Raw genomic sequence first — 23861 nt, 5'->3', positions numbered from 1 at the left:
TACAGCGCGCGCCGCATCCGCGCCTACCTGCGCCGACGCGCAATCAGCCACACCATCCCCGAGCCCCGCGACCAGCGGGCCAACCGCCTGCGGCGAGGCAGCCGGGGCGGCCGGCCCACCGGATTCGACAAGGAGACCTACAAGAGGCGCAACGAAGTCGAGCGCACAATCCACCGCCTCAAAGGCTTCCGAGCGGTCGCCACCAGGTACGACAAGCGCGCCTACGTCTTCCACGGCACCGTCACCGTCGCATCAATCCGACTCTGGCTCCGACGATGATCCGCCGTACAGAACCTAGCGTACTCGCCGCCGCGGGGTCGGGAAGGGCTGACGTGGGGCCGGGAAGGGGCGACGTGGTGTCAGCGGTTCGGGCCGGACCCCGCCGCGGTGATCCGGTACATGACTGCGCCGTGAGCCGGCACCTCGGCGGCGATGGCGTCCGTGGTCTCGCCGGTGGTGTGTTCCCAGAGGTCGCGCAGGACGTAGTGGTCGGCGGCGGGCAGGCCGACGGCGTACGCGGTCGTGGAGATGACGGCGCGTTCGGCGTTCTCGTTGAAGAGCGTGACGGCCACGGAGCCGTCGGCGAGGGGTTTGGCCAGGACGTCGAGGCCGTTGGCCATGGTGACCGGCCGGCCCTGCTTGCCGAGCGGGTCCTGGTCCACGGCGATGACGTCGGTGTTGCCGAGGATCGCCATGGTCCGGGGGGTGGCCCTGGTCAGGTCGGTGCCGGCGAGCAGCGGGGCGGCCATGGCGGCCCAGAGCGAGAAGTGGGCGCGGTCCTCGTCGGCCGTCATGCCGTTGCCGACCTCCAGCGCGTCGGGGTCGTTCCACGCGCCCGGCCGGGCGCGGTCCGCGAGCTGGACGTTGACGTGGAAGATCTCCAGCATCCGGCTGTAGGTGGGTCTGATGTCGTCGGTGGTCCGCCACAGCTGCCCGATCTCGGCGCCCCAGTCGGCGACGTCCTGTTCGCCCCAGTTGCAGAGGCTGTAGACGATGGGACGGCCGGTGCGGGCCAGGGCGTCGCCCATCGTCCGGTAGCGCTCGCGGGCCGGGGTCGGCTGGTTGCCGGGGCAGCTGTCGTACTTCAGGTAGTCGACGCCCCAGGAGGCGAAGGAGTCCGCGTCCTGCTGCTCGTGGCCGAGGCTGCCGGGGTAGTGCGCGCAGGTCTCCACGCCGGCGCTCTCGTAGATGCCGAGTTTGAGGCCCCTGGCGTGGACGTAGTCGGCCACGCCCGCGATGCCGTGCGGGAACTTGACCGGGTCCGGCACGAGGTGCCCGTCGGGGCTGCGCTCGTGGGTCATCCAGCAGTCGTCGATGTTGACGTACTCGTAGCCGGCCGCCTTCAGGCCGGTGGCGACGATCGTGTCGACGGTCCGCTCGACGAGCTGCTCGCCGACCTCGCAGCGGAAGGCGTTCCAGTCGTTCCAGCCCATGGGCGGGGTGAGGGCCAGGGCGGCACCGGCCGGCGCCGCGGCCGGGGCCGGCGTCGGGACCGGCGCTGCGGCCGTCGGGGCGACGGCGAAGGGTGCCACGCTCAGCACGGCCGCGAGCGCCGTGGCCCAGAGTTTGCGCATCGTTCCTCCAGTGGGGCGGAGAGCAGCGAGGTGATTGCTGCGGAAGGGAACTGATGCTTCGAAATCTGCGGACGCCGGAGGGACGTCAACCGCGGATGCCCCCATGACCACTCGAACGTGTCGGCCGCAGGTCCGGGCGGGCCTGCGGCCGGCGCCCGGTGGTGGGGCGTCCCGGCTCCGGTGTGCGGCACTGGCATACCGGCCGCCGGGACACCGGCCGCAGGGTCGCTGGCCGCCGGGTCACCGGTCCCCGGGACACCGGCCGCAGGGTCGCCGCACTGTCAAGGGCACAACCGGAGCGGCGCGTTCGGCAGTAGCCTCTAACGGCTCGTCAACAATGGCCTTAGCAGCATGAATTGGAGATGACGGTGGCCGAAGGACTGCCCGCTGCGGGGGACGGTGGCGGGGACGGCGGGCCGGGGGCCCGGCTGCACGAGCGGGAGGCCGAGCTGCGGTCCGCCGGGCAGGCGATCGGGGCGCTCGCCCGGCCCGGGGACGGGAGCGGCAACTGCGGGCCCGGCGGGAGCGCTTCGGGGGAGGTGCTGCTGTACACCGGCGCGGCCGGCCTGGGCAAGACCGCGGTGCTGACCGAGGTCCGGCGCGAGGCGGCGGGCGCGGGCTGCACCGTGCTGTTCGCCCGGGGCGGGGAGCAGCGGCGCCACGAGCCGTTCCACGTGGTGCGCCAGCTGGTGCAGCCGGTGCTGGCGGGCCTGTCCGACGGGGAGCGGGCGCGGGTGCTGGGGCCGTGGGAGGACATCGTGGGCCCGGCGGTGGGGCTGTTGCGGCCCGGCGGGCAGCTCGACCCGCAGGGGGTGCGCGACGGGCTGGACTTCGTGCTCACCCGGCTCGTCCAGCTGCGCCCGCCGGTGGCGGTGATCGTCGACGACCTGCACTGGGCGGACCCGGAGTCGCTGGGCTGGCTGGCGGGTGTGGCGGTGCGCGCCCGTGAGCTGCCCGCCCTGCTGGTCCTGGCCTGCCGTGACGAGTTCCCCGACGGCGTCCTCGCCCTGGAGCGCACGTTGGCCGCCGCGGCCGACCGGTGCCACCGGCTGCGGCCGCTGCGGCCCGCCTCGGTCGCGCACCTGGTGCGCGAGGCCCTGGGCGACGGGGCGGAGGACGCCTTCTGCCGTGACGTCTGGTCGGTCACCGCCGGGAACCCGTACGAGACCACCGCCCTGCTGCGCGAGGTCCTCGACCAGCAGCTCGACCCGGTCGGCGAGAACAGCGCGCAGCTGCGCGAACTCGCCGCCAACGCGCGGGGGATGACCCTGCGGCACTGGCTGGACAAGCTCGGCCCCACCGCGCTGCGCTTCGCCTGGGCGGCGTCGATGCTCGGCACCGACATCCGCCCGGAGCTCGCCGCCGCGATCTGCGCCCAGAGCCCGGACACCGCCGCCGGATCGGTGCGGGAGCTGCGCCGGCACCGGGTGCTGACCGGCACGCCGGGCGGGCGGCTGGAGTTCGTCCACCCGCTGGTGGCGACCTCGCTCTACCAGTCCATGCCGCCGGCGACCCGCACCGGGATGCACGGAGTGGCCGCCGTCGAGGTGGAGAACGCGGGCCTCGGCCTGCTGGCGGCCTCCCGGCACCTGCTGGAGCTGCTGCCCGAGGGCGACGGCGCCATCGTGGCCAAGCTGCGCCGCGCGGCCCGCGAGCACCTGGCCATCGGCGCGCCGGAGGCCGCCCAGCGCTGTCTGCGCCGGGCCATCAGCGAGCCGCCCGCCGACGAGGACCGGGCCACGGTGCTCTACGAGCTCGGCTGCTCGGCCCTGCTCACCGATCCGGCGACCACCGTCAACCAGCTGCGCCTGGCGCTCGCCGAGCCGGACGGGCTGGACCCCGGGACGCGGGTGGACGCGACGTTCCGCCTCGCCCAGGCCCTGGCCCACAGCAACCGGCTCGACGAGGCCGCCGCGGTGTGCGCGGAGGAGGCCGCGCGGACCTCGCCGGGGCCGGGGCGGCTGCGCCTGGAGGTCGCGCACTTCATGTTCGCCGTGTTCCAGTCCGTGGACGAGGACGGGCCGGGGCGCTCCAAGCGGCTCGCGGAGTTCGCGCGGATGCTCGACACGGTCGGCCTGGCCTTCACCGACGCCGACGCCGACGTGGACGAGGACATGGACGAGCGGCCGCTGTTCGAACAGGACGGCCTGGCCCACGCGGTGGCCGTGCTGCGCTGCTGGGACCTGACGCTGCGCGGCGCCGACCGGGAGCGGGCGCTGGCCCTGGCCGAGTCCGCGCTGCCGCACGGCCGCCTGCCCTCCAGCCTGGGCTGGACCAACACCACCTGGGGCTTCGAACTGCCCGGCATCCTCGGCATCAGCTACCTGTACGCCGACCGCGTCGACCGGGCCGAGGAGCTGTTCACCGAGGCGGTGCGCGCCTACGAGGTCGCCGGGTGGAGCGGCGGTCACCTCGGCTTCGCCCACCTGCTGACCGGCATGCTCCGCTTCCGCTGCGGCGCCCTCGCCGAGGCGGAGGACCACCTGCGCCGGGCGCTGCGCATCGCCGGGCGGATCGGCCCGGGGATCCCGCTGCACTGGGACGCGGTCGGGGCGCTGGCCGAGACGCTGGCCGCGCGCGGGCGGCTGGCCGAGGCCCTGGAGCTCGCGCACGAGCACGGCTTCGGCCCGCCGTACCCGAGTGTGATGGTCCTGCCCGACGCGCCGACGCTGTACGGCCGGCTGCTGCTGGCGCGGGGCGACGCGCCGGGGGCGGCGCAGGCGCTGGCCGCCGCCGGCGCGGCCCTGGACGCGCGCGGGTGGCGCAACACGGTGTGGGCGCCGTGGCTCGCCCACCTGGCCCGCGCGGTGGCCGGCGACGAGCCGGAGCGGGCCCGCGCGCTGGCCGGGGAGGCGGTGCGCCGGGCCAGGAAGTCGGGCACGGACTCGGCGATCGGCAGCGCGCTGCGGCTCGGCGCCTCGGTGCACGAACGGGCGGACGCCGCCGAGCTGCTGGCGCAGGCCGTGCGGCACCTGGAGCGCTCCCCCGCCCGCTACGAGCACGCGGTGGCGCTGGTCGACCTGGGCGAGACGCTGGGCACCGGATCGGGCGCGCGCGACGCGCTCGCGCGCGGGCTGGAGCTGGCCACCCGGTGCGGCGCCGACGGCCTGGCCGACCGGGCGCGGGCGCTGCTGGGCTGATTCACAGGGGCAGTTCGACCGTCAGGGGCCGGTGGTCGGACACCTCGCTGCGGGAGGCGTGGCCGTACGGGGTGCCGGCCACGCCGCTGGTCAGGATGTGGTCGAACTGCACCAGCGGGCGGTGCGAGGGGTAGGTCCGCGCGCGGACGGCGTCGCGCCAGGCACCGTTCCGTCCAGCGGAGTCGCGCGGTGCGGCGAGCAGTTCGGCGGCGCTCAGGACGGTGCGCGGGATGGCGCCGACCAGGTTGAGGTCGCCGAGCAGGACGTGCGGGCGCGGCAGGCCGGCGATCCAGCGGCGTAGGAACAGCAGCTGGCGCACGTTCTGCCCGGGGACGGTCGACAGGTGCGCGGCCACCACCGTGAACGGCCCCCGCCGTCCCTCGACGACCGCCGCCAGCGCGGCGCGCGGCCGGTCGCGGGACCAGACGAGGCCCTGCTTGCCGGGTATGCGCAGCGGCACCGCGATCGGGGCCGGCGCGAGGCGGGCGGCCCGCCACGCGTGCACCGGCAGGCGTGACAGCAGTGCGACGCCGTGGGAGGGGCCGCGGTCGTCCGGGTCCGCGTCGTCGGGTCCGTACACGCGCAGCCCGGGGCGGGACGGGTCGAGGAGCCAGCCGCGCCCGAGGACGGCGTGGCCGTGGAGCGCGGAGGCGTAGCGCCAGTGGGCGGCCGCCACCGCGCGGGCGACCGCGCCGGCCTGGTCGACGCCGCCGGAGCGCTCCTGGAGCCGGTCGACCTCCTGCAGCGCCACGACGTCGGCGTCCAGCGCGGCGACGGCCTCGCACAGCGGCCGCTCGGGAGCGGGCATGTCCCGCATGGACGCCGGGCGGCCGTCCGCCCCGACCGGCCTGCCGTGCAACACGTTGAACGTCGCGAGGCGCACCCGCTGGGTCATCGTCATGCCCCGGACGCTACCCGGACGCCGCGTCAGCCCTGCGCCTGCCCGGGGACGGTGAGGGGCCCGACGCCGGCCATGACCCAGGACGGGAAGTGGGCGAGGGGGATCGCGGCCGAGGCGGGGGCGTCCGGGCGCACCGATCCGGCGGGGAAGAACGCCACCCAGCAGCGCCGGCACAGCCAGCCGGCCTGCCACACCCGCATGTGGCGCTGCCACAGCGCCTGCCGCTCCGGCAGGCCCTGTTCGGCGGCCCGGGTGCGCGTGTCGCGGCTCTTGGTGTGCACGACGAGGCCGATGGCCGCCAGGATCCCGGGCAGGAGGAACACGCCGACGCGGCGGCCCAGCTGGTAGGCGGTCGAGTACCCGTCCGTGTTCTCGGTGGAGTTCGCCAGGGAGACGAGGCCGAGCAGGCAGAGGGCCCCGGCGATGGAGAAGAGCACGATCGCGGCGGTGTGCATGCGGATGCGGACCGGCCCCGGCTCGGGCGGCGGGGCCAGCAGCGCCCGCACTCCCCCGTCGAGGCGGACGTCCGCCAGGGCTTGCGGCACGGGGACGCACTCGTCCGGTGCGGCACACTGGGGGCAGGCCACGGCCATGGGTCAATTCCTCCTACGAGTCGATGAGTTGTGCGCATGCTTCGCCGGCCGGGTGCTCACGGTTCCCCCCATGGAGCGCTTCGGGGCCGAACGGCCGCGCGCATGCGGACGCTATCAGCGCCCTTGCGCGCGCTCAACGTCGATTGACCAGGGGTGACGCGGCCGGGGGGCAGCGGGCGCGGAGGATGGCCGAGAACCGGGCCCTGTCCGGCGGGTTGGTCCCGTAGCGTTTGCCCTCCGAAGTGTGGACTTGGGGAGGGTCTTGTGAAGTATCGGGTGACGAAGGTGCGTTGGGTGGGTGCTCTGGCCGCGGCGGGGGCGCTGATAATGGCCGGGGCCGGTAGCGCGGGGGCGGACGGGACGGACGACGGCTCCAGCGGGCCGGTGCGGGGTGTGCCGCGGACCGTCGAGCTGGGTACGTCACCGGTCTCGGTGGCGGTCACTCCGGACGGGCGCAAGGCGTACGTCTCGGTCAAGGACGGCACACACGGCGCCAGGCTGAAGGTGGTCGACACCCAGAGCGGGGCCGTCACCGCCACAGTGACGCTGACCACCGGGTTCGGGGCCGACGCCGGGCCGGTGACGCTCAGTCCGGACGGCTCGCGCGCCTACGTGCTGTTCGGGACGAGCCGCAAGGTGCCGCTGTCCGTGCTGGGCACCGTCGACACGGCCACCGACACCCTCGTCTCCAGCACGGACGCCCCCGACCAGCCGCGCCCCGACGGCACCAACCCCGGGGGCCTCGGCTCGCTGGCGGTGAGCCCGGACGGGTCGCGGGTCTACGTCACCCAGGACGGGCCCGCGGCCTTCCACCGTCCGCCCCTGGAGGGCGCCCGCGTCCTGGAGTTCTCGCCGCAGCAGCAGGCGTACACGGCCGCCGTGCCGGTGCCCGGCCACTACCTGGGGTCGGTCGTGGCACGGGCCTGCGGCGACGACGCGTACGTCGGCACCGACGAGGGCCTGGTCCACCTGGACACCGGCGCCGAGCCCCCGGCCGTGGCCGGTACCGTCGCCGCCACCGCCGGCACCGTCGTCGCGCTGGCCCTCTCCCCCGACGGCACCCGCCTGTACGGGGTGGGCGACACCGGCACGGGCTACACCGTCGACACCGCCACCGACACCGTCACCGCGACCACGAACATCGCCCCCGGCCAGCGCCTGGAGAACCCGTCGGTGAGCGCGGACGGCACCCGGCTCTACGCCATCGCGCAGCAGTCGGCGGTCCTGTCCGTCGACACCGCCACCGGCGCCCCCGTCCCCGGCGAGGGCGTCGGCGGCCTCGCCTACGTGACGGGCCTGGCGGTCGGGCCCGACGCCCACACCTTCTACGTCGCCGGCAACGGCAGCCTGCGGATCATCGGGTACTGACCCGCGCCGCGTCACCACGCCACGTCACCGGGCTGCGGCCGCCTGCGCGCGCAGGAGCTTCTTGTCGGGCTTGCCCGCGTCGGTGAGCGGCAGCTCGGTCAGGAAGGTGACGTGGGCCGGCTCGTGCAGCGGGCCGCGCCGGGTGCGCACCAGGGCGCGCAGCTCCTGCGGGTCGGGGCGGCTGCCGGGGACGGGGACGACGACGGCGTGGACGCGTTCGATCCGGTTGGCGTCGGGGGCGCCGAAGACCGCGCTCTGGTGCACCCGGGGGTGGGAGTTGAGGATGTCCTCCACCTCGGAGGTGTAGACGTGGCCGGCGCCGGTGTTGATGAGGTCCTTCAGCCGGTCGACGATGTAGAGGTAGCCCTCGTCGTCCAGGTGGCCGACGTCGCCGCTGTGCAGCCAGCCGTCCCTGAGGGCGGCGGCGGTCAGGTCGGGCTGCTTCCAGTAGCCCCGCATCAGGCTGTCGGAGGCGATGCACACCTCGCCGTGCCGGCCGGCCGGCAGGTCGCGGCCCTGCTCGTCGCGGATCGCGACCCGGTAGCCGGGGGCGATCCGGCCCACCGAGTGCAGCAGGTGCGGGCGGGCCGGGTCGTGGTCGCCGGTGTCCAGGACGCTGACGATGCCCGCCTCGTGCTGCCCGTACAGCTGGACGAGGACCGGGCCGAAGCGGCGCAGCGCGTCGGTCAGGCGGGCCGGTGAGGCCTGGCAGCCGCCGTAGGTGAGGCGGCGCAGGCTGGTGGTGTCGGTGTGCGCGGAGTCCGGGTGGTCCAGCAGCTGGTAGAGCAGCGGGGGCATCAGGAAGACGTCGGTGATGCGCTCGTGCTCGATGGCGGCGAGGACGGCGGCCGGCTCGAAGCCGTCGAGGAGCACCGCGCTGCCGCCGGCCCGCAGCACCTTGTCGGTCAGCTGGCCGGCGGCGTGGGCGATGGTGGTGCACACCAGCAGGCGCGGCGGGCCGGCCGGGTCGTCGGCGGGCAGGTCGGGGCCGAAGCGGCGGACCTGTCCGTAGGTGACGCAGATGCCCTTGGAGTGGCCGGTGGTGCCGCCGGAGTGGCGGATGGTGCGCACGTCGTCGGGGCGGGCGCGGCTGGTGAACGGTTCGGCGCTCTCGGCGGCGGCGAGGGCCAGCAGGTCGGTGCTCCCGGTCGCGCTTTCGGCCGCGCTTTCGCCGGGGCCTTCGCCGGGGCGCTCGCCGAGGCCTTCGCCGGGGCCTTTGCCGGAGCCTTCGCCGGGGTCTTCGCCGAGGACGAGGACGGCCTCGACGGGGGTCCGCGCGGTGATCGCGGCGGCGCGCTCGGCGTGTTCGGGGTCGACGATCAGCGTGTGGGTCTCGACGTCGCGGACCATGGCGGCCTGGGTGTCGGCCGGCAGCCGGGTGTAGAGCTGGTCGGTGCGGCAGCCGACCAGGTTGGCGGCGTAGCGCGCGGCGATCGCCTCGGGCCGGTTGCCGGTCAGCAGGGTGACGGTGTGGTGGCGGTCGACGCCGCGGGCGCGCAGGGCGCGGGCGAGCCGGTGGGTGAGGTCGCGCAGCTGCCCGGCGGTGGTGACGCGTCCGTGGTGGAGCAGGACCGGGCGGGCGGGGTCGGTGGCCAACTCGTCGAGGATGTCGACGACTTCGGTGCGGAAGGGCGGGGTGGTCGGCATGTGTTCTGCGCCTCGGGTCAGTGGTGGGCGAGGGGGCGCGCGTCGACGGTGTGGTGCTCTTCGGTGAGCAGGGAGTGGGCGAGCACGCTGTAGAGCGTGTCGTTGGGTCCGTCGGCGATGCGCAGCCCGCGGATGTCGCGCAGGCGCTTCTCCTGGGGGGTCTGCTTGGTGTAGCCCTCGCTGCCGTGCAGCTGGAGGGCGAGGTCGACGGCGCGGTAGGCGGTGTCGGTGGCCAGGGCCTTGGCGGCGGAGCAGGCGGCGACGTCGGTCTCGCCCTGGTCGATGCGCTCCAGCAGGGCGAAGCACCATGCGGTGGCGGCCTCGACCTGGGCGGCGGCGGTGCCCAGGCGGGCGGCGACGGAGGGGATCGCGGCGAGCGGCATCCGGGCGACGGTGCGGGTGCGGGTGCGGGCCGCGGACTCCTGGATCGCGGCGGCGGCCGCGCCCAGGCAGACCAGGGACATCATCAGGCGCCAGGCGGAGAAGTGCGCGTCGAAGATCCGGCGGCCGTCGCCGGGGGCGCCGAGCAGACGGTCCTTGTCCAGGCGGACGTCGACGAAGTGCAGGTGGCCGAAGCTCCAGCCGCGCATGCCCATCGGGTCGGTGGTGTCGGTGAGCACGCCGGCGGCGTCCATCGGGACCCACACGGCGGACAGCGGCACGTCGCGCAGGTCGGTGCTCTCCAGGTCGGCGCGGTCGACGAGTTTGGCGAAGACGACGAAGCCGTACGCCTCCTCGACCCGGCTGATCAGGCCCTTGGAGCCGGAGAGCGTGTAGTGGTCGCCGTGGTCGACCAGGACGGTCCGGAAGCCCCGCAGGTCCGAGCCCGAGTGCGGCTCGCTGGAGGCGATGCCGGCCAGCTTGCCCGCGCCGACGACCTGTTCGCGGGTGTCGCGCACGAGCGCGGGCGAGCCGTGGCGCAGCGGCATCGCGGCGTGGCCGGTGCTGAAGATCTCGCGGGCGTCGCAGTCGCGCTGCCCGGCGAGGAACATGGCCATGCCCTGGGCGACGCGTCCGGTCGCGCCTGGTGCGTCCGGTCCGCCCGGTCCGCCCGGTCCGTCGGGGGCTTCGATGTCGATGCCGGTGAGTCCGGCGGCGGCGGCCTTGGCGCGCAGGGCGAGCCAGTCGGGGCGGGGGTCGCCCTCGCGGACGGGTGCGGGCAGGTTGGTGTCCAGGAAGGCGGTCAACCTGGCTTCGAGTTCGAGGAGTTCGGGGTGACGGAGCAGGAGCGGGCTGATGCCGGTGACGGGCATGGGTGGGCTTCGTCCTTGCGGAGTGGGTCGACTGGAGGTCTTCGGAGGCTGAGCGCGGCGGGCGGCCCGGGGGCAGTCAGAGGCTGAGCGCGGCGGGCGGCCCGGGGGCAGTCAGAGGCTGAGCGCGGCGGGCGGCCCGGGGGCAGTCAGAGGCTGAGCGCGGCGGGCGGCTGGGTGCGCACGGCGTCGTTGAGCTTGGCCTTGTCGTGGCGCTCGCCCTTCTTCAGGTGCTTGATCACCAGCAGGCAGGGCAGTCCGAAGGTGCCGCCGGCGAACTCGCGCGGGCGGCTGCCCGGGACGGCGACCGTCCACGGCGGCACCTCGCCGCGGCTCAGCTCCTCGCCGGTGGCGGCGTCGATGACGGGGATCGTGTCGGTCAGCAGGGCACCGGCGCCCAGCAGCGCGCCCTCGCCGACCCGGGCGCCGCTGTAGACCATCGAGCGGGCGCCGATGAAGGCGTCGTCCTCGATCACCACGGGCTTGGCCATCGGGGGTTCGATCATGCCGCCGAGTCCGACGCCCCCGGACAGGTGGACGTTGCGGCCGATCTGGGCGCAGGAGCCGATGCCGACCCAGGAGTCGACCAGGGTGCCCTCGCCGACGTAGGAGCCGATGCCGATGTGGCTGGGCATCACCACCACGCCGGGCTCCTGGAAGCTGCCGCGCCGGATCACCGCGCCCGGCGACACCTGGACCCCGTCGATCGTGCTCTTCAGCGGGATCTTGTCGGCGCAGTGGAACGGGCCGAACTGCGAGGGCTGCGGCGAGGCCTGCTTGTAGAGCAGCAGGATCGCGTTCTTCAGCCACTCGTGCACGACGAACTCGCCGCCCACCGGCTCGGCCACCCGCGCGCGGCCGGTGTCGAGTAGGCCGATCGCGGCGTCGACGGCCGCCACCGCCTCGGCGGACTGCAGCGACACCTCGTCGCGGCGCAGCCACAGCTCTTCGAGTTCGCTCTGCAGGCTCGTCACATCGATGCCGCGATTGCCCATTGCCATTCCCCGCTCAACAGATCGTCCAGGTTTTCCAGGTCGGGAGCCGGCCCGCACGAGATTCCCCCGGGTGCGGGCTCCGGCTGCGCCGCGCGGCGCCGGGTCACTCCCCCGGGGCGTCCGCGCGCGACAACGGCACGCCGAGTTACCTTCCGGTAACGGCGCGCCGAAGTCACCCTGACATACCTGCGATTCGTAGATCAAATCGTGCATGTAGGCATAGATGTTAAGGTTGAAAAGTAAATTTTTGCCCTGATCATAGGGCTGCTTGGGGGTGGGCGGACCGGGCTCAGACCGGGGGTCGCCGGCTCGGCAGGGCCCCCCGCCCCGGCAGGGCCGGGCGTCCCGTCAGGCGCAGGGTGTCGGCCTCCAGGTACCGGCGGGAGTTGCAGCCCCACTCCAGGTTGCCGCGCATCCACGCTTTCAGTCCGTCGGTGAACGTGCCGACGGCGGCCCGGTCGGCCTCCCCCAGCCCGTGCCAGCTGCCGCACAGCGCGGTGAGCGACTCCTCGGCGCGCAGGAAGACCGCGACGTCCCGGGCGACCTTGCGGTACACGTGGTCGATCGCGTCCTGCATCCCGCAGCCCAGCTCGCGGCCCACCGCCAGCACGCCGTTGGTGACCTCCCCGACGGCGAGCTCCTTGCGCAGCGACAGGACGTCGTTGACCCAGACGACCACGTCGGCCGCCTTGTTGACCATCGTGCGCAGCTGCTCGGACTCGTGGAGCAGCGCCGGGACCTCCTGGCCGGCCGCGTACTCCAGCAGGTCCAGGGAGGGGGTGATGCCGCCGGAGGCGCGGCGCAGCTGGGTGTAGCCGCTGAGGGCGGGGACGTGCCGGCGCTCGCGGTTGGCCGCCTCGTAGCGGAAGGCGTCGAGGAACTGGCCCATGTGGCCGATGAACCGCAGCTGCCACTGGAGGCTCTGGCGGCCGGCCAGGCCGCGCCACACCTCGGCGAGTTCGGCGGCGAGCGGGGGCATGCTGCGGGCGCGGGCGGTCCGCCGGTTTCCCCGCGCCGACGATCCGTCAGGGACCATCGGAAGGGCGGCGAGCATCCGCAGGGTGGTGCGGGTGTGGCCGGCGGCCCGTGCGGCCTTGGCGCACTCGCGGCCGTCGTAGAGGTCGTCGATGACGAAGGCCCAGGTGAACCAGCCGGCGAGGGGGGCGAGGCGCTCGGCGCGCAGGTGCGGGTAGCAGCGGGCGATGAGTTCGCCGAGGTGGGTGTCGGCGAGGCGCTGGCGGGCGCGCGGGCCGTCGACCAGGCCGTAGCGGTCGGCCCACGCCAGGATGAGGCGCTCCAGTTCCTGGCGGTGGGGGGACATGCGGAGCGGCAGGCGGTACAGGACGTGGCCGGGGTCGGGCAGGAGGCGCAGGTCGCGCGGGACGGGAAGGACGGGAGTCATGCCGTGTCGGTCTCCTTCGGACGGTCCGCTGCGGCGCGGTTCAGGAGTGTCTGGCGCGCAGGCGCAGGCGCAGCGGGGCCGGGTGGATCACGGTCCAGGGGCGGGGTTCGACCAGGTGCGGCAGGACGGGCCCGGGCCTGGGCCGCAGGTGCCAGCGGGAGGCGATGACGGCGAGGGCCAGGGTGATCTCGGTGAGGGCGTAGACGTCGCCGATGCACTTGCGGGCGCCGTAGCCGAAGGGGACGTAGGCCTGGCGCGGGAGTTCGGCGCGGCGTTCGGGCGACCAGCGGCCGGGGTCGAAGCGTTCGGGGTCGGGGTAGAGGTCGGGGCGGTGGTGGAGGAGGTACGGGGAGAGCAGGACGGGGGTGCCGGGGGCGAGGTGCTCGCCGGCGAGTTCGACGGGTGCGGTGACGGTGCGGCTGTAGAACCAGGCGCTCGGGTAGAAGCGCAGCGTCTCGGCCACCACGCGGTGGGCGAGGTCGAGGCGGGCGACGTCGGCGGGGGTGAGCGCGCGGGTGTCGGCGCGCACGGGCAGGACGGCGCGGGCCTCGCGGGCGACGGCGTCGGCCAACTCCTCGTCCCGGGACAGGAAGTGCAGGGCCCAGCCGAGTGCGGAGGCGGAGGTGCCGATGCCGCCGGTGAGCATGGTGACGACCTGGTCGCGCATCTCGCGGTCGGTCAGCCCCTCGCCGATCATGAGGGCGAGGAGGTCGTCCTGCGTGCCGTCGCCGGCGCTCCGGCGGGCGGCGATCGCGCCGTCGACCTCCCGGCTCACCGTGCGGCAGGCGTGGCGGAAGCGGCGGTTGCCCGGTGTCGGCAGCCGGTCGAGCAGGGCGAACGGGTAGCGCATCTGCCGGCCGATGCCCGCGTGGAAGTCCGGGTAGACGGCGGCGATGCGGGCCACCGCGGCGGAGGAGCCGTCCGCGGAGAACATCGTGCGGGTGATGATCCGGGCGATCAGCGGGTAGGCGTGCCGCTCGACGTCGATCACGGCGCCGTCCGACCAGCCGCCCGCGGTGGCGAGGGCCTCCTCCAGCATCACCCCCAGGTACCGCCCGAAGGCCTCCGCCCGGAAGGCGGGCTGGAGTTGACGGCGCTGACGCCGGTGCACGTCGTGCGGCGTGGAGCCCAGCCCGTCCCCGAGGAAGGGCCGCAGCTTGTCGAAGAGCGGCCCGCCCTTGTCGAAGTGCCGGCTGTCGGTGAGGACGTGCTGGAACAGCTCCGGCGTGCACACCATCACCGCCCGCTGCGGCCCGAGCAGCAGCTCGACGAGGTCCCCGTGCGCGGGCAGCGAGCGCAGGAACGGCAGCGGATCACGGAACAGCGCCGGAACGTGCCCGAGCAACGGAACCGCCCCGGGAGCCCGCCCGGCACGGTGAACGGGCGCGGCGGTCACGGCAGGTGCAGTCATGTCTCCCCATTCGACGACGGACCAGGACCCCGGCCGGCCGGGACGAGACCCCCGGCCGCCGGAAGGCAGTCAATCTGGCACCGCCCAAGGGGAGTTGAGAAGCCCGGACCGCCCCCGAATATCTGTACTAGGACACTTTCCAGCCGGTGCGTCACACCCTGCCACCATTTGCCCGCTGCGGCGCCGTTCGGCTCGGCGGCCGGGTGAACCCCGTACTTCCTCGACCGGACCCGGCCCCACATCGACACCGAGCACCAGGGTGGGACTCCGCAGGCGGACCTTGCCCCTGAGTTGAACGGCCGCATACGCAAGACGCTCGGCCGGGGCAACCCGGCCGAGCGTCTTCGCGAACTCTTCGCGACCTGATCCTTGCGGCCTCGCGTTCAGGTCGCCTCGGCAGGGTTGCCGTCAACTCCCCAGTGGCAGGTCGGGCAGGGTCCGCAGAAGGGACCGCACCTCGTCCATGGATGCGCCCACGCGAGTCTCGAAGTCCCGCTCGTCACCGGTCTCAAGCGCTTCACTCATCAGTGAAACGACGAGGAAGAATTCATCCCGCGCCATCGTGACCACGATCTCCGCTCCACGATCTTCAATCTGCATGAAATATCCTCGTATTCGGACTCTACGTTATCGAGGAATGCAATCCTCAAGGCCCCTTGAGCGCCCCGGCCGCGCACTTGAGGCGCGGCCGGGGCGCTGGACACTCAGCCGAGCGGGGACTCAGCCCTTCAGCTTGGACCTGTAGGAATCCAGGATCTTCGGCCATGCGGGGCCGACTCGCAGATCGTCGTCCAGCATCAGCACCGTGGGCAGGCCCTGCGCCGCGACGCCGTAGAGCATCCGTGCGACGGAGCCCGTGAGCAGGTGGTCGTAGTGGAATGAGCCTTCGAATCCCAGCCAGGCAACCCGGGCCCCCCGCGCACAGACCTGCTCAAGGCATGCTTCGAGGTACGGCCCGAGCGGAGTGGGCAACGCACTGAAGGACAGGTCGTACTCGACCACCTGGAGGCCGGTCAGGACGTGCTCGTCGTCTTCGAGGTGGTACGTGGAGATTTGGTCCGGGGAACACCCGTCGACGTCAAAGGTGAGATCGAAGGGCTCAGCGGAGGGGGCTGCTGCAAACAGGCTGATGACAGCCTCGTCGTCATCCCACGACAGAGCCTTCAGGAGACGACTCATGAGAGCCCCCAATTGGCGATCTGACTGGGACTGGGGACCACGGCCGTAAGGACCTTGCCCGCGTACGGTCCCTCCTTCGCGACGAACAGGACGACATGCTTGCCATCGACCTTGCCGGCGAATGCCCGGGTCAACGTGTCGGACTTCGTGTCATCAAACGTCTTGGTGGGGTTCGTGAGGATGTGGCTGGTCTTCTCCTCGAACAGCTGGACGCGCTTCTGGAGACTGCCCCCGGGGGGAATCAATCCCTCCTTCTCGAGATGCCGAATGGCATGGCCTCCTCCCTTGTTCATGTTCTGGTAGGCAGTGGCCACCGCGTCCGGGGAAAACCCGCAGACTACGTCGTCGTCATTGTGCACCAAGACCGGCGTGCTGCCAGCGAGGACATAGTACGTGTGGACGGTGTTGACGGTGAGGTTGTAGGCGGGCTGGAGGGTCGTCCAGTGCCTGGTCGCGGTGATGGCCAGGGGCCGACCGGTGTCGGTGCGCAGGGTGTCGTCGGCGGTGAGGTCGGCGGCGTCGCGCCAGGCGTGTTGGTTCTCGGCCCAGAAGGGATGATGGCCGGTGGAGGTGACGGTGCCGGTTGCGTCGCTTTCGGAGACGACAGTGAGGTCGGTGAAGTCACGGTCGTCGGGCGTGTAGATGGTGGCGTCGACCCGGCGGGGGGTGGTTTCGCCGGTTTCGGGGTCGGTGGCACGTACCTGATCGCCGATGCGGATCTCTTCGATCGGGCGGGCGGATCCGTCAGCCATGAGAACCAGGGTGCCTGCGGGGAAACTGTGCTTCTTCGGGTTCTTCCGCGTGCACGCTTCGATCAAGTTCTCAAGGTTGCGGTAGCGCGATCCTTCGATGACGCCTTCGACGCCCTCCTCGACCTTCTTGAGGATCTTGAGCTTGCCGACGGGCAGGAGCGTCGCTCCGGCGGAGATGCACTTGCCGAGTGTGGGGCTGGTAATGCAGTCCTTGACGTCGTTGAGGCCGAGGACCTCCCAGACGGCGGCATTCAGCGTGGGGTCGATCTCCGGCGGCGCGATGTAGAAGTTGCCGCCCGAGGACAGGATGCACGGCATGAGACCGCGGATCTCGTGATTGATCGGGGGTGCGCAGCGCTTCTTCGACTGCTCCTGATCCGCCCTGCGCTGTTCCTCGGCCCTCCTGTCCTCCTCAGCCTTGCGCTCTTCCTCGGCCTTCTTGCGCGCCGTGGCTTCTTCGGACTGGCGCAGCTCCAAGGTGGCCTGCCAGGCCTGGGAAGCGAGGGTGTTGGCTTCCGTCGAGCTCTTGCCCGCGGCCACGGCTGAGGCCCGGGCATTGGCTGCGGAGTCGTTGGCCTGCTCGGCGGAGGAGCGGGCGTAGGCCGCGGAGAACTTCGCCTTGGCGGCCGATTCCTCGGCGGCGGCCGCGTCACGCCTGGCGGCAGCAGAGGCGTTGCGCGCAGTGACGGCCGACTTCGCCGCCTTCGACGCGGACGCCTCGGCGCTGGTGGCGGCGGCCCCCGCATCCTGTGCGTAGCCCCGGGCCTGCTGCGCGGACTTGCCCGCCTCGGCGGCGGCCGCCTGGGCCTGTGCCGAGGCGTTGTTGGCGGTTGCCGCGGCCTGGGCCGCGATCCAGCGGTTCTCCTGGGCCTTGGCCGCGGTCTGGGAGGCCTCGGCGATCAGCCGCTGCATCTGGTTGATGTGGTTGTCGGCGAGCTGGTCCTTGCGGTCGGCCATGTACTGGCCGACCCGGACGAAGTCGTGCAGTTCGTCCGCCGGACCGGCCAGGGCGATCTTTGCGGCGGCCTTGGTCTCGGACCCGCCGTCGTTGACGAGCTTGGAGGCGATCACCCGCTCGTCGTCGTTCTGCGCGGAGTACTGGCCGCCGGCGATGAAGGCCGCCCGTGCCTTGGGGTCCTTGGCGGCCAGTGCCTCCTTGGAGGCCTGCTTCACGCCGGGCCCGCCGGTGTTGTTGATCTGGGAGACGCGGACCTGGTACTCGGTGTCCGCGGCGGCGTACCGGCCGTTGGTGTAGAAGTCCGCGACCTCCTGGTCACTGCCCTTGAGGGCGTTCGCGGCCGCGGTGCGCACGTCCTCGTACTCGCTCTGGATGCTGAGCTGACGGACGTTCTCGCGCATCTCCCGCTGGGTGGCCTGCTTCCAGCCGGTGCGCAGGTATTCCAGCATCTCGTCGTCGCCCTCGGACAGGGCGCGGGCGGCCGCCTCCTGGCTCCACGGGCCACTGCTCTTCATGGCCTTCAGGGCGAGCACACGGCCCTTGGCCGCCACGGCCTTGACGTCGACGCCGGGCTTGGCGGCCTCAGCCGCGAGGTCCGTCGCCGTGGTGTCCAGTTCCCTGGTCTCGACCATGGCCGCGGCGGCCTCCGCCGTGAACCTGTCGGCCTGGTCCTTCTGGGACTTCGCGTCCTCGATGGCGGCAGCCGTACGGGTGGCGAGGTCCTGTGCCTCGGCTTCCCGGGCGACCGTGAACACCTTCTTGGCGGTCTCGACCGCCGCGCTGGCGGCTTCGGCCGCGTTCTTCGCGGCCTCGGCCTGCCGGTTCGACTCCGCGGCGTGATCGGCCGACTGGCCGGCCCGGGCGGCGGCCTGCTCGGCGGCGTTCGCGGCGTTGTTCGCGTGGGTGGCGGCCGAGTTCGCGGCGTCGCGCGCCTCGTAGGCCGCGGTGGCCGACTGGTTGGCGAGGGCCTGCGCGGCAGTGGCGGCGCGCTGGGCCTCCTTGGCGTGACGACGGGTCTCGGCGGCAGCCGAAGCGGCCTTGGCGGAGGTCACGCCGGCCGCCTTCGCGTGGGCGTTCGCGGCATCGGCGGCGTCGGAGGCGGCGAACGCGTTGGCGGTGGCGCTCAGGGACGCCCTGGCCGCCTCTCCGGCAGCCTTCGAAGCGTCACCGGCCGCACTGGCGGCCGCCGCGGACTTCGCCGCGAAGACTGCCGTCATGCGGGCGGCACCAGCGGCGTTCTTGGCGTCCTCCGCCTTGCCCGCGTCGCCGGCAGCGGCGATCGAGGCGTCGTACGCCCGGGAGGCGGCGTTCGCGGCAGCTGCCGCGGCGCTCGCCGTCTGTGCCGCGGCGAGCGCTGCGACACGGGCCGAGCGGTTCGCGGCGCTGGCCGCGCTGATGGCCTGCTGGGCTGCACCGGCCGCGGCCCGGGCGGCGTCGGCAGCCTGCTGGGCCTTGGCCGCGGCCCGCTGGGAATCGTTCTTGGCCGCCTCGGTTTCCTTGGCTGCGGCCTGGGCAGATTCCATGGCCAGGCCTGACGCCTGGACGGCCCGGGCCGAGGCCTCCTTGGCGGCTTCGGTGGAGGCCTGCGCCTGGACACCGGCCTGCTCGGCCTGGGCCGCAAGCTGCTCGATGGTGGCGTGTTCCTGGTCGCGGTTGCGGGCCACGAACTGCCCGACCTCCAGGAACTCCACGATGTCCTCGGGACTTCCCTTCAGAGCCACCTTGCCCGCAGCCTTCACCGCGGGACCGCCCGCGTTGACGATCTGCGAGACCGTGACCTGGTTGTCGGTCTCACGCTCGACGTACTGGCCGACCTTCAGGAAGTTCGCGACGTCCTCGGGAGTTCCCTTCATGGCCTCCTTGCCGGCTTCCCTGACCCCGTATCCACCGAAGTTGATGACCCGGGACGCCTCGACACGCTGGTCGTCCTGAAGCGACGTCCTCCACCCGCCCGCCAGGAACGAGCGGAGGTCCTCAGGGGTGCCCTTGAGCGCCTGCTTCGCGGCCTCACGCACACCAGGACCGCCCACGTTGAAGATCCGGCTGACCTCGACCCGGTCGTCGTCGTTCTGGATCTCCCGCGCGGCGGAGAGGAACCTCTTCACGTCCTCGTCGGAACCCACCAACGCGGCCTCGGCAGCAGATTTGACTCCGGATCCACCCCAGCGCCAGAGATCCACGGCCGAGGCACGGTCGGTCACTGCGTACGAATCGTCATCGCCGGCTTCGGCCGCCACGGCCGGCACGCTCCCGAGCAGCCCGGCCGCGAGCGTCACCGGCAGCAGAACAGCGCATGTGCCGCGTACGCCCGGTATCGACCTCCTACGACCGGCCCGATCCGTCCCGGCGTCGCCTGGCGCTCCCCACGAGCGCAGAGGCCATTTCACAAGAAATACCTTTCAATCATTCCGGGTGACCAGAATCACAAGAGACAATCCCCCCCCCCGCCGATCGGCGGGTATTCACCGAGGAATCTGACTCCCGCCCACCAGGCCCAGGCCCCCAGAGAGTCCAAACCCCCAGCCGACACACCATTCAGACGGGAACCCCGCGCCTGCGGCTTCGATCGGCGATCCATGGTCAGTCAACCATGGGGAAAATCTTACTGATACCTTACTCAAGCTTTGCCAAGGGGATTCACATCCCCCCTGCCTGATGCCCTGGAGGAAACATCATGTCGATACACGTGTCCCCGAAGCTCCTCGTCCCGGTTGCCGCGCTGGCCGCGGCCATCGGGCTCACCGCTCTGACGACTGCCCAGGCCGCACCCGGCACCCCGCAGACCACGGCGCCGGCCGCGGCGGCGGCGGCCAACGAGACGATGCCCGCCGCGGTCGAGGACTTCCTGCACCCCGGGGCCGCTCGGATCCTCCAGGAGCAGAAGATCACCCTGAAGCAGGGCGACGGCCACATCATGCTGACCGACTGCAAGTCCGCGCACGACATCATGGTCAAGTCCCGGACCGGACAGAAGGATTACTGCTTCTCGGTCAACGCCAAGCAGGGCTACCTCGCCATGGAGATTCCTGCCGCGTACGGCATCTGGACCGAGGACTACCCCGTCCAGGCCAAGATCACTTCCGGCGGCGTGGAAAGCGTTGTCAACGCCCCCAAGAACGACTACAAGCCCTTCGGCGAGGCGGGGGACGCCGGCCAGCGCTCGGTTCTCATCGAGCTGCGCGTCACCGGCTGACCCCCAAAAGACCCCCCGCTTTCCCAAGGACTGAGCTCTTGTCTGGCACCACCCCGCGCACCGCGCGGATGACAGCCCTCGCCGCCGCCGTCGCGGCCGGGGCGTTCGCCGTGATTCCTGCCGCACCGGCCGGCGCCGTGGTCGGCGGCGCCGCCGGCGACGGCGCGTACGGCTACACCGCCAAGCTGGCCATCGGTGACGGCCTGCGGGCCTGCACCGGCGCCCTCGTCGACCGCTACTGGGTCGTCACCGCCGCCTCGTGCTTCGCCGAGAACCCCGCGCAGCCTGCCGCACTGCAGGCCGGCGCGCCGACGTGGAAGACCACCGCCACCGTCAGCGGCAAGGCCGCGGACGTCGTCGAGCTGGCGCCGCGCACCGACCGCGACCTCGTCATGGCCCGTCTCTCCTCCCCCGTCGACGGCGTCACCCCGCTCGCCCTCGCCACCGCCGCGCCCGCCGCCGGGCAGACGCTGCGCGTTCCCGGTTTCGGGCGTACCAAGGACGAGTGGGTCCCGGGCACGATGCACACCGGTGTGTTCAGCCTGGACTCCGTGCAGGCTGCCGGTATCGCCGTCACCGGCCAGGGCGGCGCGGCGATCTGCAAGGGCGACACCGGCGCCCCCGCCATCCGCGAGACGAACGGCAAGGCCGAACTCGTCGCCGTCGCCTCCCGCTCGTGGCAGGGCGGCTGCCTCGGCGAGACCGAGACCCGCACCGGCGCCACCGCCGAGCGTGTCGACGACCTGGCCGGCTGGGTGAAGGACCTGCGCTACCGCACCGCGGACGTCAAGTCCGGTACCCACGTGCAGATCATCGGCGCCGACAACACGCTGTGGGACACCGTCGCCGACTACGAGGCCGGCAGCTGGCTGAAGAACTGGTCGCCGGTGGGCAGCCCCGCCGTCGTCTCCGCCGCGAGCGCCGTCACCGGCGACACCGTCCACGCCTACGCCATAGGCACCGACGGCAAGGTGTACAACCACGATGGCAAGGTCGGCGGCGCCTGGACCAAGTGGGGCGAGGTGCCCGGCTTCGCCGCCGGTGCCAAGGCCGTCACCGCCGTCGCGCGCGGCAACACCGTCGACGTGATGATCATCGGCTCGGACGACAAGCTGTACAGCACCACCGCCGACTACGCGGCCGGCCAGTGGTCCGGGCGCTGGAACCTCATCGACGGCCGGCGCCTCAAGGCCGTCACCAGCAGCGCCTCCAACAACGTCGTCCACGTCTTCGGCATCGGGGAGGACGGCAAGGTCCACACCATCGAGGCCGACTACAACGCCGGCCGGTGGACCACGTGGGGCGAGGTGCCCAACGGCGCCGCCGGTGCCAAGGCCATCACGGCCTCCGCGCGCGGCAACACCACCGACCTCATGATCATCGGTTCCGACGGCTCCCTCTACAGCACCACCGCCGACTACGCCGCCGGCAGCTGGGGCAACCGCTGGAACAAGATCTGGGACAACCGGCTCAAGGCCGTCACCAGCAGCGCCGAGGGCAACGTCGTCCACGTCTTCGCGATCAACGAGGACGACAAGGTCTACAACCTCGACGCCGACTACAACGCCGGCCAGTGGAGCAAGTGGGGCGAGGTCCCCGGCGGCGCCGCAGGCGCCAAGGCGATCACCGCCACCACCACCGGCTGACCCGGCCACACCTGCACCGCCGGGCCGGCAGTCTCACGGCTGCCGGCCCGGCGGGCCGTCACCTCACGAACCTCCCGGAGGAAACTCCCCATGTCCCACCCGATCCCGGCCCGCCTGCGGCGCGCCGCCGTGCTGGCCGCGGCCGTGGCCGCCGGCACGCTGACCACCCTCTCCCCCGCCGGCGCCGTCACCGGAGACACCGCCGCGGACGGCACGTACGCCTACACCGCCAAACTGACCATCGGCGACACCTTCCGCGCCTGCACCGGCGCCCTCGTCGACCAGTACTGGGTGCTCACCGCCGCCTCCTGCTTCGCCGACGACCCCGCGCAGCCGGCCGCCCTCGCGGCCGGGAAACCGAAGCCGAGGACCACCGCCGCTGTCGGCGGCAAGACCGTCGACGTCGTCGAACTGGCGCCGCGCCAGGACCGCGACCTCGTCATGGCCCGCCTGGGCGCGCCCGTGCAGAACGTGCAGCCGCTGGCGATCGCCACCGCCGCACCCGCCGCCGGGCAGACGCTGCGCGTGCCCGCCTTCGGGCGCACCAAGGACGAGTGGGTCCCGGGCAGGGCCCACACCGGTGCCTTCACGCTCGACAGCGTGAACCCGGCCGGGATCGGCATCACCGGCACCGGCGGCGCGGCGATCTGCAAGGGTGACACCGGCGCCCCCGCCGTCCGCGAGACGGGTGGCAAGGCCGAACTCGTCGCCGTCGCCTCCCGCTCCTGGCAGGGCGGCTGCCTCGGCGAGACCGAGACCCGCACCGGCGCCACCGGCACCCGCGTCGACGACATCGGGCAGTGGATCACCAAGACCAAGCACTCCACCCCGTCCGGGACGACGGTCAGCGCCTCGCCGTTCACCGCGGTCGACCCGGCCACCGGGCACCTGGTCACCTTCGTCCAGGACAGCAAGAACCACCTGTGGTCCGTCGACCCCAAGGGCGAGGGCTGGACGGACCTGGGGGCCAACGCCGCGGCCATGCCGACCACGATCGTCAACCCGGCCGACAACCACGTCATGGTGTACGTCAACGGCCAGAACAACTGGCTCTGGTCCTACGACCGCAACACCGGCAAGTGGACGCCGTTCGACCGCACCAGCGCCGGCACCGTGCTCGCCGCCGACGCCGTGCCCCGCACCGTCGTCGACCCCGCCAACGGGCACCTCGTCACCTTCGTCCGCGACACCGCCAACCACCTGTGGTCCGTCGACCCGCAGGGCGAGGGCTGGTGCGACTTCGGCGCCCTCGCCGCCGGCGACCCCGCCCCCATCGTCAACCCCAACGACGGCCACATCGCCGTCTACGTCAACGGCCCCGAGAACAAGCTCCACCGGGTCGACCGCAACAGCGGCAAGGCGGACCCCTTCGTCCCGACCACCTCCGGCACCGTCCTGGCCCGCGGCGCCGTCCCGGTCACCGTCGTCGACCCCGCCAACGGCCACTTCACGACCTTCGTCCGCGACACCGCCAACCACCTGTGGTCCGTCGACCCGCTCGGCGCGGGGTGGCGCGACTGGGGCGCCAACGCCGCCACCGACCCCGGCGCGGTCGTCAACCCCGACGACAACCACGTCATGGTGTACGTCAACGGGCCGAACAACCAGCTCCACTCGCTCGACTACAGCGCCGGCAAGTGGACGCCGTTCATCCCCACCCCCGCCGGCACCGTCCTCGCCACCGACACCAGCCCCCACACCGTCCCCGACCCCGCCAACGGACACCTGACCACCTTCGTCCGCGACACCAACAACACCCTGTGGTCCGTCGACCCCCGCGGCCCCGGCTGGACCCGCTTCCACGGCGGCCCCTCCGCTCCCTGACCGGCCTGCGCCCTGCGCCCTGGCGGAC

At 72.8% G+C, this 23861-nt stretch carries 16 protein-coding genes and 1 pseudogene; 6 read left to right on the top strand and 11 right to left on the bottom strand.

Translation table 11 applies throughout. The annotated features are described in order from the left end of the window. Positions 1-279 (top strand): annotated as a pseudogene (locus ACFVU9_RS20695) (IS5/IS1182 family transposase); the annotation flags it as partial. An 80-nt stretch (positions 280-359) separates the two neighbouring features. Here the strand turns inward: ACFVU9_RS20695 and ACFVU9_RS20690 are convergent. After that, positions 360-1574 carry a glycoside hydrolase family 27 protein gene (locus ACFVU9_RS20690; RefSeq protein WP_387595248.1) on the bottom strand — a complete coding sequence of 405 codons (1215 nt, stop codon included), beginning with the start codon at positions 1572-1574 and terminating at the stop codon, positions 360-362. Positions 1575-1936: 362 nt separating this feature from the next. Here ACFVU9_RS20690 and ACFVU9_RS20685 point away from each other — a divergent pair, with 362 nt between their 5' ends. Further along, positions 1937-4714, top strand: a complete 2778-nt coding sequence (locus tag ACFVU9_RS20685) for an ATP-binding protein (RefSeq protein ID WP_387595245.1) — start codon at positions 1937-1939, stop codon at positions 4712-4714. Position 4715: 1 nt separating this feature from the next. On the opposite strand, the gene ACFVU9_RS20680 is transcribed toward ACFVU9_RS20685, so the two are convergent. Then, positions 4716-5615, bottom strand: a complete 900-nt coding sequence (locus ACFVU9_RS20680; RefSeq protein WP_387595242.1) for an endonuclease/exonuclease/phosphatase family protein — start codon at positions 5613-5615, stop codon at positions 4716-4718. Positions 5616-5641: 26 nt separating this feature from the next. After that, a complete protein-coding gene (locus ACFVU9_RS20675; RefSeq protein ID WP_387595239.1) occupies positions 5642-6208 on the bottom strand; it encodes a hypothetical protein in 567 nt (188 codons plus the stop codon). Between the two features lie 294 nt (positions 6209-6502). Between ACFVU9_RS20675 and ACFVU9_RS20670 the strand changes: the two genes are divergently transcribed. Then, positions 6503-7576, top strand: coding sequence for a hypothetical protein (locus tag ACFVU9_RS20670; RefSeq protein ID WP_387595236.1), 1074 nt, complete (start codon positions 6503-6505; stop codon positions 7574-7576). 24 nt (positions 7577-7600) lie between these two features. On the opposite strand, the gene ACFVU9_RS20665 is transcribed toward ACFVU9_RS20670, so the two are convergent. The 8 genes from ACFVU9_RS20665 to ACFVU9_RS20630 all read right to left on the bottom strand — a co-directional run bounded on the left by ACFVU9_RS20665 (position 7601) and on the right by ACFVU9_RS20630 (position 19446). Continuing rightward, positions 7601-9223, bottom strand: a complete 1623-nt coding sequence (locus ACFVU9_RS20665; protein WP_387595233.1) for an AMP-binding protein — start codon at positions 9221-9223, stop codon at positions 7601-7603. Between the two features lie 17 nt (positions 9224-9240). Then, positions 9241-10476 (bottom strand): acyl-CoA dehydrogenase family protein, encoded by a 1236-nt coding sequence (locus ACFVU9_RS20660; RefSeq protein WP_387595230.1) that lies wholly within the window; start codon positions 10474-10476, stop codon positions 9241-9243. A gap of 146 nt (positions 10477-10622) precedes the next feature. Continuing rightward, positions 10623-11468, bottom strand: coding sequence for a 2,3,4,5-tetrahydropyridine-2,6-dicarboxylate N-succinyltransferase (locus ACFVU9_RS20655; protein WP_380440356.1), 846 nt, complete (start codon positions 11466-11468; stop codon positions 10623-10625). Positions 11469-11757: 289 nt separating this feature from the next. Beyond that, positions 11758-12870 (bottom strand): hypothetical protein, encoded by a 1113-nt coding sequence (locus tag ACFVU9_RS20650; protein WP_387595227.1) that lies wholly within the window; start codon positions 12868-12870, stop codon positions 11758-11760. A gap of 40 nt (positions 12871-12910) precedes the next feature. After that, a complete protein-coding gene (locus ACFVU9_RS20645) occupies positions 12911-14281 on the bottom strand; it encodes a cytochrome P450 (RefSeq protein WP_387595224.1) in 1371 nt (456 codons plus the stop codon). Between the two features lie 408 nt (positions 14282-14689). Continuing rightward, positions 14690-14881 carry a hypothetical protein gene (locus ACFVU9_RS20640; RefSeq protein WP_387595221.1) on the bottom strand — a complete coding sequence of 64 codons (192 nt, stop codon included), beginning with the start codon at positions 14879-14881 and terminating at the stop codon, positions 14690-14692. Between the two features lie 120 nt (positions 14882-15001). Beyond that, the gene (locus ACFVU9_RS20635) at positions 15002-15460 is read right to left on the bottom strand and encodes a hypothetical protein (RefSeq protein ID WP_387595218.1); all 459 of its coding nucleotides are present in this window, start codon (positions 15458-15460) and stop codon (positions 15002-15004) included. Beyond that, positions 15457-19446: a polymorphic toxin-type HINT domain-containing protein gene (locus tag ACFVU9_RS20630; RefSeq protein WP_387595215.1), complete on the bottom strand. Its 3990-nt coding sequence runs from the start codon at positions 19444-19446 to the stop codon at positions 15457-15459. Before ACFVU9_RS20630 ends, ACFVU9_RS20635 begins: the two co-directional genes overlap by 4 nt. A 398-nt stretch (positions 19447-19844) precedes the next feature. On the opposite strand from ACFVU9_RS20630, the gene ACFVU9_RS20625 reads away from it, so the two are divergent. The 3 genes from ACFVU9_RS20625 to ACFVU9_RS20615 all read left to right on the top strand — a co-directional run bounded on the left by ACFVU9_RS20625 (position 19845) and on the right by ACFVU9_RS20615 (position 23833). Further along, on the top strand, positions 19845-20363 hold the full coding sequence (locus ACFVU9_RS20625; RefSeq protein ID WP_387595212.1) for a hypothetical protein: 519 nt from the start codon (positions 19845-19847) through the stop codon (positions 20361-20363). Between the two features lie 38 nt (positions 20364-20401). Then, complete coding sequence (locus tag ACFVU9_RS20620) at positions 20402-22009, top strand: trypsin-like serine protease (RefSeq protein ID WP_387595209.1); 1608 nt, start codon at positions 20402-20404, stop codon at positions 22007-22009. A gap of 90 nt (positions 22010-22099) precedes the next feature. Beyond that, a complete protein-coding gene (locus ACFVU9_RS20615) occupies positions 22100-23833 on the top strand; it encodes a trypsin-like serine protease (RefSeq protein WP_387595206.1) in 1734 nt (577 codons plus the stop codon). The last annotated feature ends 28 nt before the right edge of the window (positions 23834-23861 follow it).

Origin of the sequence: Kitasatospora sp. NPDC057936 (genome assembly GCF_042887525.1) — a bacterium.
Classification (GTDB): Bacteria; Actinomycetota; Actinomycetes; order Streptomycetales; family Streptomycetaceae; genus Kitasatospora.
This window is presented reverse-complemented; position numbering and strand designations above follow the sequence as displayed.